At 60.2% G+C, this 13026-nt stretch carries 12 protein-coding genes; 4 read left to right on the top strand and 8 right to left on the bottom strand.

Annotation, left to right across the window (positions count from 1 at the left end; all coding sequences use genetic code 11):
• Nucleotides 1–77: 77 nt before the first annotated feature.
• A complete protein-coding gene (locus M8Q45_RS14385; RefSeq protein ID WP_030137959.1) occupies nt 78–344 on the top strand; it encodes a hypothetical protein in 267 nt (88 codons plus the stop codon).
• Between the two features lie 49 nt (nt 345–393).
• On the opposite strand, the gene M8Q45_RS14380 is transcribed toward M8Q45_RS14385, so the two are convergent.
• Nucleotides 394–915 (bottom strand): DUF4142 domain-containing protein, encoded by a 522-nt coding sequence (locus M8Q45_RS14380; protein ID WP_030137960.1) that lies wholly within the window; start codon nt 913–915, stop codon nt 394–396.
• Nucleotides 916–1131: 216 nt separating this feature from the next.
• On the opposite strand from M8Q45_RS14380, the gene M8Q45_RS14375 reads away from it, so the two are divergent.
• Complete coding sequence (locus M8Q45_RS14375) at nt 1132–1365, top strand: HP1242/YdcH family protein (protein WP_030137961.1); 234 nt, start codon at nt 1132–1134, stop codon at nt 1363–1365.
• Nucleotides 1366–1446: 81 nt separating this feature from the next.
• Here M8Q45_RS14375 and M8Q45_RS14370 read toward each other — a convergent pair whose 3' ends face one another.
• The 3 genes from M8Q45_RS14370 to M8Q45_RS14360 form a co-directional block, all read right to left on the bottom strand.
• A complete protein-coding gene (locus tag M8Q45_RS14370; RefSeq protein WP_249875299.1) occupies nt 1447–2310 on the bottom strand; it encodes a LysR family transcriptional regulator in 864 nt (287 codons plus the stop codon).
• Between the two features lie 106 nt (nt 2311–2416).
• Entirely contained in the window at nt 2417–2731 is a 315-nt protein-coding gene (locus tag M8Q45_RS14365; RefSeq protein WP_030137963.1) for an SCP2 sterol-binding domain-containing protein, read from the bottom strand.
• Between the two features lie 51 nt (nt 2732–2782).
• Complete coding sequence (locus M8Q45_RS14360) at nt 2783–3493, bottom strand: histidine phosphatase family protein (protein ID WP_249875298.1); 711 nt, start codon at nt 3491–3493, stop codon at nt 2783–2785.
• 225 nt (nt 3494–3718) lie between these two features.
• Here M8Q45_RS14360 and sohB point away from each other — a divergent pair, with 225 nt between their 5' ends.
• Nucleotides 3719–4750 carry a protease SohB gene (gene sohB, locus M8Q45_RS14355; protein WP_249875297.1) on the top strand — a complete coding sequence of 344 codons (1032 nt, stop codon included), beginning with the start codon at nt 3719–3721 and terminating at the stop codon, nt 4748–4750.
• Between the two features lie 254 nt (nt 4751–5004).
• Here the strand turns inward: sohB and M8Q45_RS14350 are convergent, their stop codons facing one another.
• The 3 genes from M8Q45_RS14350 to M8Q45_RS14340 all read right to left on the bottom strand — a co-directional run bounded on the left by M8Q45_RS14350 (nt 5005) and on the right by M8Q45_RS14340 (nt 7901).
• Nucleotides 5005–5499: a DUF934 domain-containing protein gene (locus M8Q45_RS14350; protein WP_030137966.1), complete on the bottom strand. Its 495-nt coding sequence runs from the start codon at nt 5497–5499 to the stop codon at nt 5005–5007.
• Nucleotides 5483–7141: a nitrite/sulfite reductase gene (locus tag M8Q45_RS14345; RefSeq protein ID WP_181290677.1), complete on the bottom strand. Its 1659-nt coding sequence runs from the start codon at nt 7139–7141 to the stop codon at nt 5483–5485. The genes M8Q45_RS14350 and M8Q45_RS14345 overlap by 17 nt, the downstream gene beginning before the upstream one ends.
• Before the next feature lie 541 nt (nt 7142–7682).
• Nucleotides 7683–7901, bottom strand: a complete 219-nt coding sequence (locus M8Q45_RS14340) for a DUF2970 domain-containing protein (protein ID WP_207961873.1) — start codon at nt 7899–7901, stop codon at nt 7683–7685.
• A 305-nt stretch (nt 7902–8206) separates the two neighbouring features.
• Here M8Q45_RS14340 and M8Q45_RS14335 point away from each other — a divergent pair, with 305 nt between their 5' ends.
• On the top strand, nt 8207–9178 hold the full coding sequence (locus tag M8Q45_RS14335) for an IS110 family RNA-guided transposase (RefSeq protein WP_249873132.1): 972 nt from the start codon (nt 8207–8209) through the stop codon (nt 9176–9178).
• An 81-nt stretch (nt 9179–9259) separates the two neighbouring features.
• Here M8Q45_RS14335 and metH read toward each other — a convergent pair whose 3' ends face one another.
• On the bottom strand, nt 9260–12970 hold the full coding sequence (metH, locus tag M8Q45_RS14330) for a methionine synthase (protein ID WP_249875296.1): 3711 nt from the start codon (nt 12968–12970) through the stop codon (nt 9260–9262).
• Nucleotides 12971–13026: the final 56 nt, after the last annotated feature.

The raw sequence follows: 13026 nt of genomic DNA, 5'->3' as shown, positions 1-13026 counted from the left end.
TGGAACCCAAGCCCTCGTCCTGCCTTCGAATAACCAGGGCCGATCACTATTCGGCCTTGTCATGAACGAGGTGTCTAATGAGCGACTCTGCAAATACTCAGCAACAAGGCCAGACGCAAACCCCGTCCTCGCGTAACGATCCGGCTGTCGATCCTCAAGTGGCGAATAACCAGCCTGCCAATTCGGCTGAGACACACGAGGCTCACAGTGCTGCCCGTGAGGTCGATCAGAAGAAACATCATCAGGACAATGACAACACCTACAGCCCGGGTTTCAAGCCGGAACCGGATCGGCCTGGACCGGGTGACAAGACGGATGCCGATATCGACACTGCCGACAGCTGATCAACAAAAAGCCCGACTCGAGAGTCGGGCTTTCTTATTCGATAGGGCGTTATTTACTGGGGTGGGCCGCTTGAAGCTTCTTGGCCATCTCCAGGTGATGCTGCAAGTCCGGCAGCATTTTCTGGGCAAACGCCTTGAGCTCGGTATTGCCAGGTTTCTTATCGTCAGTAACGGTCTCGGCTTCTTTCTTGAACAGGGCGACGGTTTCTTCGTGAGCCATCACCTGGTTATTCGCATAGGCCGGATCGAAGGACTCATCGCGCACGTCGAGAATCTTGGCCTTGGCCTTCTTCATCAACGTGGTGTCGTCGGGTACCTCGATGTCATGTTTCTTCGCCAGCGCCTTCAGCTCTTCGTTGGCCTTGGTGTGGTCGGCAATCATCTTGTTGGCGAACTCCTTGATGTCCGCCGATTGGCTTTTCTGCAGGGCCAGTTTGCCTGTTTCGATTTCCGCAATACCGCCGGCCGCCGCGTTGTCGACGAAGTCGTTGGAGGTCGCGGCCCATGCCATGCCCATGCTGCTACTCAGGGCAACAGCCAGGCCGAGTTGACGCAGGGTAAATCTGTCCATAGGTAAGTCTCCACACAGGTTGTACAGGTGTTTCTCTGGGTACTGATCAATGGAGGGGAAAGCGCGAGGGAAGGTTTGATCGAAGCGCGTCGTGGCACGACGAACGGTCACCGCTGGTCGGATTGGCGGTCGACAGAACCCGACCGGCAAGGCCATGCTGATGACAGGCAGTGCCCCGAAAAGCACGTGCCACCGAACTCACGAAGGAGGTGCTCCATGCCGGTGTCCCATGATCTTTGCCAGGATCTGAAGTGCACAGAAGAAGACATCCTGAAAAAGCGCCGGGAGGACGAGAGTCTCGACGCGCTGATCAAACAATACGCCAGGCTTGATGCCGAGGTGGTGAAGGCCGAGAAACCACCTGTGGTTCTTGCTGATGTGGCCCTGGAGACGCTGAAGAAGGAGCGGCTGCAGATCAAGGACCAGATCGCCGCGCTGATGCAAAAGTAGCGATGACGATTATCCGCTAAGCGCTTTTTGTGGCGAGGGAGCTTGCTCCCGCTGGGCCGCGAAGCGGCCCCAACCCATCCATCAGCCCAGCGGATCCCAGCGCTGGGACCAATCGCTGCCGGTCTTGACGATCTCTCGCAACACCTCGAACGCCTGTTGCAATGCCGCCGAATCCCGGTCCCTGGAATACACCAGGTAGGTCGGGTAATTGAATTCCGGCGCCTTGGGCACTCGCTCCAGAATGCCGCTGTCCAGGTAGCTCTGCACGACGCGGGTGCGGAAATAGCCGCTGCCGCCGTTCTCCAGGATGTATTGCAGCGCCAGGGGCCCGAGATTGAAGGTTACGGCGGCCTTGGCCTTGTCCGGCAGCGCCGTGTCGTGCTGGCGGCGGAAGTCGGCGCTCCAGTCGATGTACACGTAGGGTTCGGGGCGACTGGCCAGGCGCACCAGGATCAGTTTTTCTTCCAGCAACTGCTCGACCTGCAGCCTCGGCCAATATTCGGGCTGATACACCACGGCCGCATCCAGCAGCCCCAATTCCAATTGCTGTAGCAGTTTTTCACCGTCGCGGATGTCCATGCGCAAGGCATGGCCGGGGATCTTCTGGCGCAGCTCGCCGGCCCAGGCGAGCATCAACGGGTTGCACAAGCTGACCTCGCCGCCGAGATGCAGGACGTTGCGATAGCCCTCGGGCAATGGCAAGTCACGGCGGGCGGCCTCCCAAGTCTGCACGAGCTGGTTGGCGTAGACGACAAAGGCTTCGCCATCGGCAGTCAATCGTGCGCCGGCGCGGTTGCGCACGAACAGTGCGCAGCCAAGCTGGCTTTCGAGCTTCTGTACCCGGGCGGTGATCGCCGTCTGGGTGACGTGCAGCTTTTCCGCCGCTGCGGCGAGACTGCCGTGGCGGACGATTTCAAGGAAGGTACGGGCGAGGTCGATGTCCATGTTCAGGCCGAGGCGGGTGATGCGGGCATTGTAAGAGTTTCAGGCGAGAAACAAAAAATCCCGCCACGAGGGCGGGATTTGATTACAGCCAGGGCGCGACCCGATCTCAGGACGGGAAGAGCTCGGACAGTTTCATCGCCAGCATCATGTCGCCTTCAGCGCGCAGCTTGCCGCCCATGAACGCTTGCATGCCGTCGGTGCTGCCGTCGACGATGCCTTGCAGGGTTTCGCCGTCCATCACCAGGGTCACCTGGGCGTCCGGGTTTTCACCTTCCTGCAGTTCACAGGTGCTGTCCTTGACGATCAGCGAGAAATTCTTGGTTTCATCGATACGGAAACCGAATACCAGGTCCAGGCCGGCAGCGGCGGCTGGGTTGAACTTGGCTTTCATGGCTTGTACGGCGTCGGCTACGGAGGTCATGGTTTCGATCCTTATTTGGGTGGTACAGCAAGGGTCTACAGTAATCCGGACTCAGCGAAAGGTGATGAGGTCCGGGGCCTTCAGCAGTTGCAGGTGGGCATGGCTGTTGAAGGAAGCCAGGGCCACCTCGCGGCCCCTGAATTTCAGGTGGTTGAGCGAGGTGTTGACGATTTGCCAGTTCAGTTCGAAGGCCTGTCGGGCCGGGATCTGGGTAATCAGGTGGAGCAGGGCGGTGATGGTGCCGCCGGAGGTGAACACGGCGATCTTGTGGGTGTTATCGGCTTGCTCCAGGATGCGCTGCAGGCCGGCCTGGACTCGTTCGACGAAGCCCAGCCAGCTTTCGAGGCCGGGCGGGTCATAGCGGCCGCTGAGCCAGCGCTCGACGATCAAGGCGAAGATGCGCTGGAATTCGGCGCGGTTCTGCGCGGCATTGCGCAGAATATGCAGCGCCTCGGGCTCCTGGGGAAGCATGTCCGGCAGCAGGGCGCGGATCACGGCGTCGGCATCGAATTCGTCGAACGCGGCGTCGATTTCCAGCTCGGGAACCGGCAGCCCGGCAGCGGCCATCTGGCCCAGCGCGCCGGTGGCAGTGTCCTGCTGGCGACGCAGCTCGCCCGAGAGGCAGCGATCGAACACGACACCCAGCTCCGCCAGATGGCTGCCGAGCACTTGCGCCTGGCGTATGCCGTTGGGCGAAAGGACATCGTAGTCGTCCGCGCCGAAGGAGGCCTGGCCATGTCGAATCAGATAAATGCTGCCCACGTCCGCGTCATCCCGGTACGTTGAAGGTTTGGCGAGGTTATGAGGATGGCGTTGGCGTGTCAATGAAAAAACATACGCTTGTTTGAAATGACCGTTACAGCCCGTCCTGTCTCAGCCGCGTTACGGTAACGGCGGGTTTCATGGCTGGCAGCGGGGCAGGCGCATGGGTATGCTGGCAGCGTTACGCGCCTGCGTTCAGTGGCGCATTGCATTTAAGGAGTCGCTGTGGAGTTTTTTGTCGAGTACGCCGGTTTCCTGGCCAAGACGGTGACGCTGGTGATCGCCATCCTGGTGGTCATGGCCAGTTTTGCTGCGTTGCGCAGCAAGGGGCGGCGCAAGTCGGCCGGGCAGTTGCAGGTCAGCAAGCTCAACGATTTCTACAAAGGGTTGCGCGAGCGCCTGGAGCAGACACTGCTGGACAAGGACCAGCTCAAGGCCCTGCGCAAGCGCGAAGGCAAGGCTGAAAAGGCCGGGAAGAAGCAGAAAGACAAGCCGGCGGCCAAGCCCCGGGTGTTCGTGCTGGATTTCGACGGTGACATCAAGGCTTCCGCCACCGAAAGCCTGCGCCATGAAATCACTGCGCTGCTGACCCTGGCGACCCCGAAGGACGAAGTGGTCCTGCGCCTGGAAAGCGGTGGCGGCATGGTCCACAGCTACGGCCTGGCCTCGTCGCAACTGGCGCGGATCCGCCAGGCCGGCGTGCCGTTGACGGTGTGCATCGACAAGGTGGCGGCCAGCGGCGGCTACATGATGGCGTGCATCGGCGAGAAGATCATCAGCGCTCCGTTCGCCGTCCTGGGTTCCATCGGCGTCGTGGCCCAGTTGCCCAACGTCAACCGCTTGCTGAAGAAGCACGACATCGATTTCGAAGTCCTGACGGCCGGTGAGTACAAGCGAACGTTGACGGTGTTCGGCGAGAACACCGAGAAGGGCCGGGAGAAATTCCAGGAAGACCTGGACATTACCCATGCGTTGTTCAAGAACTTCGTGTCCAACTATCGCCCGCAACTGGCGATCGACGAAGTGGCCACCGGTGAGGTCTGGCTCGGCGTCGCCGCGCTGGAAAAGCGCTTGGTGGACGAACTCAAGACCAGCGATGAATACCTGGCCGAACGGGCCAAGGGCGCCGAGCTCTATCATCTGCACTACGCCGAACGCAAAAGCCTGCAAGAGCGCATCGGCATGGCGGCGAGCGGTTCGGTGGATCGGGTGTTGCTCAGCTGGTGGAGCCGGTTGACGCAGCAGCGGTTCTGGTAATTCGAGGGCCCACCTTGTGGGCTGATGGCTCCAGCTTGCTCCCGCTGGGCTCTGTAGGAGCTGGCGAAGCCTGCGATCTTTTGATCTTTCGCTTGAGATTCAAGTGTCCTCGGAAAGATCGCAGCCTCGCTTCGCTCGGCAGCTCCTACACGCAGGCCATCGCGAGCAAGCTCCCACAGTGGATCTGAGGTTGAACGAGACAAAAAAAGCCCTGGACCGGTCACCCGGTCCAGGGCTTTTTCATGCATCAGGTTTCAGCGACGACGGAACAGCGGCAGCGGCTCGTCAGTGGCGGCCTGATAAGTCACCGAGAAATCCTTGAGGCTTTCAAGGGCTTCATATGGATCTTTGTCGGCACGCAGGGCAAAGGCGTCGAAGCCGCAGCGGCGCATGTAGAACAACTGGTCGCGCAGCACGTCGCCAATCGCTCGCAGTTCACCCTTGAAGCCATAGCGTTCACGCAGCAGGCGGGCGTTGGAATAGCTGCGCCCATCGGTGAAGGCCGGGAAGTTCAGGGCGATGACTTGCAACTGGTTGGCGTCGTCACCGATTTCTTCCGCTTCCTCGTCGGCGTCCAGCCACACCCCCAGGCCGCCGTCGCGGGCCTTGAGGGCGTGGGCATGATCGCGCCACAGGGCCAGGGGCACGATCAGGTCGTCGCAGTTGGAAATGCCATCGAGCGTCGCGTCCTTGGGCAACAGGTGCCAGGTTTCGTCGATGACTTCGTTGTTCTTAATGATTCGCTGCATAGACGCGTTCCTTGAAGAGGTCGATGCCGATACGTTGATAAGTGTCGATGAAACGCTCGTCTTCGGTACGTTGTTCGATGTACACGTCGATCAGCTTCTCGATCACATCCGGCATGTCATCCTGGGCAAACGACGGGCCGAGAATCTTGCCCAGGCTGGCGTCGCGGCTGCCGCTGCCACCGAGGGAGACCTGGTAGAACTCTTCGCCTTTCTTGTCCACGCCGAGGATGCCGATGTGGCCGACGTGGTGGTGACCACAGGCGTTCATGCAACCGGAAATGTTCAGGTCCAGCTCGCCGATGTCGAACAGGTAGTCCAGGTCGTCGAAGCGGCGCTGGATCGATTCGGCGATCGGGATCGACTTGGCGTTCGCCAAGGAGCAGAAATCACCGCCCGGGCAGCAGATGATGTCGGTCAGCAGGCCGATGTTCGGGGTGGCGAAACCTTGTTCGCGCAACTCGCCCCACAGGGTGAACAATTGGCTCTGTTCAACGTCCGCCAGGATGATGTTCTGCTCGTGGGACGTGCGCAGCTGGCCGAAGCTGTAGCGCTCGGCCAGGTCGGCGACGGCGTCCAGTTGCTTGTCGGTGATGTCGCCGGGCGCAACGCCGGTCGGTTTCAGCGACAGGGTCACGGCGACATAGCCGGGCTTCTTGTGGGCCAGGGTGTTACGGGTGCGCCAGCGGGCGAAACCCGGGTGCTCCTTGTCGAGGGCGGCCAGCTCGGCGTCCTGGTTGTCCAGGGCCTTATAGGCCGGGTCGACGAAGTGCTTGGCGACGCGATGCACTTCGGCTTCGGTCAGGGTGGTCTGGCCGCCGCGCAGGTGGACCATTTCGGCCTCGACCTTTTCGGCGAACACTTCAGGCGTGAGCGCCTTGACCAGGATCTTGATCCGCGCCTTGTACTTGTTGTCTCGACGGCCGTAGCGGTTGTACACCCGCAGGATGGCGTCGAGGTAGCTCAGCAGGTCCTGCCACGGCAAGAACTCGTTGATGAATGCGCCAACCACCGGGGTACGTCCCAGGCCGCCACCCACCAGCACACGGAAGCCCAGCTCGCCGGCGGCGTTGTAGACCGCTTCCAGGCCGATGTCATGGACTTCGATGGCCGCGCGGTCCGAGCTCGAGCCGTTGATGGCGATCTTGAACTTGCGTGGCAGGTAGGCGAATTCCGGGTGGAACGTGGTCCATTGGCGAACGATTTCGCACCAGGGACGTGGATCGATCAACTCATCGGCCGCGACGCCGGCGAACTGGTCGGTGGTGACGTTGCGCAGGCAGTTGCCGCTGGTCTGGATCGCGTGCATCTGCACGGTGGCCAGTTCGGCCAGGATCTCAGGCACATCTTCCAGGGCCGGCCAGTTGTACTGGACGTTCTGCCGGGTACTGATGTGGGCGTAGCCCTTGTCATAGTCGCGGGCAATCTGGGCCAGCTTGCGCACCTGGCGCGAGGTCAGCTGGCCATAGGGCACCGCCACGCGCAGCATCGGCGCGAAGCGTTGGATATACAGGCCATTCTGCAAGCGCAGAGGGCGGAATTCTTCTTCGCTCAGCTCGCCTGCCAGATAGCGTCGGGTCTGATCACGGAACTGCTTGACGCGGTCCTCGATGATCCGCTGATCGTACTCGTCATATACGTACATATAAGTCTCGTTCTCAGGCTTGGGCCGATCAGAAACAGCTGCAGGTTGGCTCGCTGAAATCGGGTTCTGCCTCGGCAATTCTGCGCGCACGGCCGCGCACTCCTACAGGAGCCGGTGCAAGATACCTGTTTTGAGTTATGCGCAAAAGTGATGTTTGAGTATATGTAAAGAACCAAATCGACTAATGAGATTGATTATTGCCTAACCCACATTTGTCGTGCGGGCAATCATCGTCTTAACTGTGGTCGAGTCCCTATGCAATCACCTACAAAACCGACAAGAGGCGATGCAATGAGCAATCCGACCAAAGCAAGGAAAAGCGACAGTACCGTTGATGCCTGGGCCATTTTGTTCTTGATTATCCTGGTGGTGGGCACGGCGGTGTTCTGGGTCAGTCACCAATAATTTCCCATCAGCCACATAAGCAACTGTGGGAGCGAGCTTGCTCGCGATAGCGGTGAGTCAGTCAACATCAGAATCGACTGAACCACCGCTATCGCGAGCAAGCTCGCTCCCACAGGGGCATCTGTTGTTCTGGGCGTTACAACCCCGCCAGATGCACCACCAGCTTGACGATGCCAAACAGCGTCAACGCGAAGATCACCGTGAACACGATCCCCAATATCACGAAGTGACTCGGCTTGCCATGGGTGAAGTCCCGGGCGCGGTTCTTCCCGCTCTGCACGCCGAAAGCGGCGGCGAGCACGCTGTGCATCATCTGTAAGAGCGTCGGCGGTTTGTTGTCGACTGGATCGTCCATAAATCCCTCGTCTGCCATGGGTTTGGAACAAGCATAGACAAAAGATCGCAGCCTGCGGCAGCTCCTTGTATCTCGACTATCGCTCCGTCAGGAGCGATAGTTCTCGACTGATCATCGAGGGAGGGACTTGGAAGCCGCGCAGCTCCTTAGGCTTTTTGCCTGTGATGTAGATCGTGCTCCAGCCCTCCACACTCACTCGTACAGTTCGCACGGTATCTTGGGCCCGCCTCCGGCTAGAGCCCGCATTCGCAAGGTTGGACCGAGTGACGTGATGATCGCAAAAGGGAACAAGTGGAGAAACGATCATGTCTGGTTTCGTTGGCGTCGACGTTGCAAAGAACACTTTTGATATCGCTACACACCTGCCCAACGGCAAGCACAAAACCAAGGCCAAGCTGGCCAACAATCCAAAAGGTTTTAAAGAGTTTGAGGCTTGGCTAGACACAAACGTCGAGCGTTCGGCCCTGATCGTGATGGAAGCCACCAGCGTCTACCACTTGGAGCTCGCCGAGTTCGTTTACAACAAAGGCTTCCGAATCTGCGTCGTGAACCCGGCTACGACCAAAGCGTACGCTGACAGCGAGCTGCGCCGCATCAAGACCGATAAAAGCGATGCCAAACTCATCGCCGACTTCGCCCGGGAAAAGGATCAGAAGCTTCAGCCATGGGCACCTGAGCCACTGAAGTATCGCCAGTTGAAAGCTATGGTGCGCCGCCTGGATGACCTTCAGGAAATGGAACAAATGGAGCTTAATCGTCTGGACGTGTCTGACGAAAAGGTCAAAGACTCGATCAACTCCGTTCTGCGCCATATCGAAAAAGAGATCGTTGAAACACATAAGGCGATCAAAAAGCACATCGATGACGACCCGGATATGCGTCAGATGCGGGATCTGATCGTAACCATCGACGGTATCGGACAAAAAACGCTTGAGCGATTGCTAGCCGAACTGGGCGACTTGCGCAAATACAGCGATCCTCGCCAATTGGTCGCCGCTGCGGGGCTGAATCCCAAGCTGCAAGAATCAGGAAAGCTTAAAGGTCATACCCTAATTTCGAGAATCGGGTCAGCACGGCTTCGTGCAGGCCTTTACATGCCTGGCATGGTGGCGCTGAAACACAATAAGGCGATCATGGCGATGAAAGAACGCCTGGAGGCCAACGGCAAGGCCCCCAAACAAATCATCTGCGCGGCAATGCGCAAACTGCTGCACTTCGTTTACGGAGTGCTCAAGTCAGGACTGCCATATGACCCGAAACTTGCGCTTGCCCGGTGAGACTTAAGACGGTATCTACAGGGTTGGTGGGTTCCTGTAGGAGCTGGCGAAGCCTGCGATCTTTTTTACAGCAAATGACGCTTAGTTGTCGTAACCCAGATTCGGCGCCAACCAACGCTCGGTCACGCTCAAATCCTGGCCCTTGCGCGCGGTGTAGCTCTGCACCTGATCCTTGTCGATCTTGCCCACGGCAAAATACTGCGCCTGGGGATGGGCGAAGTACCAGCCGCTGACCGCCGCTGCCGGGAACATCGCGTAGTGCTCGGTAAGGAACACGCCGCTGCGCCCGGCCTTCATTTCGCTGGCCTCGGGATCGAGCAGGCGGAACAAGGTGGCTTTCTCGGTGTGATCCGGGCAGGCCGGGTAGCCAGGGGCAGGGCGGATGCCGGTGTATTGCTCCTTGATCAGCGCCTCGTTGTCCAGGCGCTCGTCCTTGGCGTAACCCCAATGCTCCTTGCGCACCTGCTGGTGCAGCCACTCGGCGCAGGCTTCGGCCAAGCGGTCGGCCAGGGCCTTGACCATGATCGAGTTGTAGTCGTCGCCAGCTTCTTGATAAGCCTTGGCGACTTCTTCGGCGCCGATGCCGGCGGTGGTGATGAAGCCGCCGACGTAATCGGTGATGCCGCTGTCCTTCGGCGCGACGAAGTCGGCCAGGGAGAAGTTCGGCTTGCCGTCGGTCTTGATGATCTGCTGGCGCAGGTGATGAAGGCGCGCCAGTGGCTTGCCATCGTCGCCATAGACTTCCAGGTCGTCGTCATGCACCTGGTTGGCCGGCCAGAAGCCGAACACGGCGCGAGCGCTGATGAGCTTTTCGTCGATCAGCTTGCGCAGCATCGCCCGGGCATCGGCGTACAGCGCGGTGGCCGCTTCGCCGACGACTTCGTCGGTGAGGATGCGCGGGTATTTGCCGGCCAGGTCCCAGGAAATAAAGAACGGCGTCCAGTCGATGTACTCGGCGAGGACGTTCAAGTCGATGTCGTCCAGCACCCGCGCGCCGGTGAAGGTCGGCTTGACCGGCTGGTAGCTGCTCCAGTCGAACTGCGGCTTCTTCGCCACGGCCGCCGGGTAGCTCAGGCGTTCGGTGCGGGCGCTGCGGTTGGAGGTGCGTTCGCGCACATCGATGTAGTCCTGGCGGGTTTTCTCGACGAACGCCGGCTTCAGCTCTTTGGACAACAGTTGGGTTGCCACGCCCACGGCGCGCGAAGCGTCGGTGACGTAGATCACCGCGTCGTTGCTGTACTTGGGCTCGATCTTCACCGCCGTGTGGGCCTTGGAGGTGGTGGCGCCACCAATCATCAGCGGCAGGTGGAAGTCCTGGCGCTGCATCTCCCGCGCCACGTGCACCATTTCGTCCAGGGACGGGGTGATCAGGCCGGACAGGCCGATGATGTCGCACTTCTGTTCCTTGGCCACCTGGAGGATTTTCTCCGCTGGCACCATCACGCCCAAGTCGACGATGTCATAGCCGTTGCACCCCAACACGACGCCGACGATGTTCTTGCCGATGTCATGCACGTCGCCCTTGACCGTGGCCATGAGGATCTTGCCCTTGGCTTCCGGCTTGTCGCCTTTTTCCGCCTCGATGAACGGGATCAGGTGGGCCACGGCCTGCTTCATCACGCGGGCGGACTTGACCACTTGGGGCAGGAACATCTTGCCGGCGCCAAACAGGTCGCCAACGATGTTCATGCCGGCCATCAGCGGGCCTTCGATGACCTCGATCGGCCGGGCGAACGACAGCCGCGACTCCTCGGTGTCTTCGACGATGTGGGTGGTGATGCCCTTGACCAGCGCATGCTCCAGGCGCTTGTTCACTTCCCAGCCGCGCCATTCCTCGGTTTCCGCTTCCTTGACGCTGCCGTCGCCCTTGTACTTGTCGGCGATGGCGAGCAGGGCGTCGGTGCCTTCGGGGGTGCGGTTGAGGATCACGTCTTCCACCGCGTCGCGCAGTTCCACCGGGATCTGGTCGTAGATCTCCAGTTGGCCGGCGTTGACGATGCCCATGGTCAGGCCCGCGCGGATTGCATACAGCAGGAACACCGAGTGGATCGCCTCGCGCACCGGGTTGTTGCCACGGAACGAGAAGGACACGTTGGACACGCCGCCGGAGGTCAGCGCGTAGGGCAGTTCGTCGCGGATGTAGGCGCAGGCGTTGATGAAGTCCACGGCATAGTTGTTGTGCTCTTCGATGCCGGTGGCGACGGCGAAGATGTTCGGGTCGAAGATGATGTCTTCCGGCGGGAAGCCGACTTCGTTGACCAGGATGTCGTAGGAGCGCTTGCAGATTTCCTTCTTGCGCGCCTCGGTGTCGGCCTGGCCGGCTTCGTCGAAGGCCATCACCACCACCGCAGCGCCGTAGCGCTTGCACAGCTTGGCGTGATGGATGAACTGCTCGACGCCTTCCTTCATGCTGATGGAGTTGACGATGCCCTTGCCCTGGATGCACTTGAGGCCCGCTTCGATCACTTCCCACTTGGAGGAGTCGATCATGATCGGCACGCGAGAGATGTCCGGCTCGCCGGCAATCAGATTGAGGAAGGTCACCATGGCCTTCTTCGAATCGAGCATGCCCTCGTCCATGTTGATGTCGATCACCTGGGCGCCGGCCTCGACTTGTTGCAGGGCAACTTCCAAGGCTTCAGTGTAGTTGTCCTCGCGGATCAGCCGGGCGAACTTGGCGGAGCCGGTGATGTTGGTCCGCTCGCCGACGTTGACGAACAGCGAGCTGCGGTCGATGGTGAATGGTTCCAGGCCCGACAGGCGGCACGCCCGGGGAATTTCCGGAATCTGCCGCGGCGCATAGCCGGCCACGGCCTTGGCGATGGCTTCGATGTGCGCCGGGGTGGTCCCGCAGCAGCCGCCGACGATGTTCAGGAAACCGCTCTGGGCGAATTCTTCGATGACCTTGGCGGTGTCCGCCGGCAATTCATCGTATTCACCGAATTCGTTGGGCAGGCCGGCGTTCGGGTGGGCCGATACGTGGGTGCTGGCCTTGTTCGAGAGTTCTTCCAGGTACGGACGCAATTCGCTGGCGCCGAGGGCGCAGTTCAGGCCGACCGAGATCGGCTTGGCGTGGGCCACCGAGTTCCAGAAGGCTTCGGTGGTCTGGCCGGAGAGGGTACGGCCGGAGGCGTCGGTGATGGTGCCGGAAATCATGATCGGCAGCTCGACGCCCAGTTCTTCGTAGACGCTTTGCACGGCGAAAATCGCCGCCTTGGCGTTCAGCGTGTCGAAGATGGTCTCGATCAGGATCAGGTCCGCGCCGCCTTCGATCAGGCCCTTGGTGGCCTCGGTGTAGTTTTCCACCAGCTCATCGAAGGTCACGTTGCGGTAGCCGGGGTTGTTCACGTCCGGTGACAGCGAGCAGGTGCGGCTGGTCGGGCCGAGCACGCCGGCGACGAAGCGCGGCTTGTCCGGGGTTTCCAGGGTCTTGGCGTCGGCCACTTTGCGGGCCAGGCGTGCGCCTTCCAGGTTCAGCTCGTAGGCCAGGCCCTGCATGCCGTAGTCAGCCTGGGACACCTGGGTGGCGTTGAAAGTGTTGGTTTCGAGGATGTCGGCGCCGGCATCCAGGTAGGCCTTCTCAATGGCACCGATGACGTCGGGGCGAGTCAGCACGAGCAAATCGTTGTTGCCCTTGACGTCGCTTGGCCAGTCGGCGAAGCGTTTGCCACGGTAGTCCTGTTCTTCAAGCTTGTAGCTCTGGATCATCGTGCCCATGCCGCCGTCGAGGATCAGGATGCGTTCCTTGAGGGCTTGCTGGAGAAGATAAAGGCGAGCGCTGCGATCGGACATAGGACTACCTGGAAATAAAGACCATTACGAAGGCTGGAATGATAGCAAACCTGTGC

This window comes from Pseudomonas sp. T1.Ur, assembly GCF_023516725.1.
Lineage (GTDB): Bacteria > Pseudomonadota > Gammaproteobacteria > Pseudomonadales > Pseudomonadaceae > Aquipseudomonas > Aquipseudomonas alvandae.
Note: the sequence above shows the minus strand (reverse complement) of the source record. Positions and strands in the feature narration are given on the sequence as shown.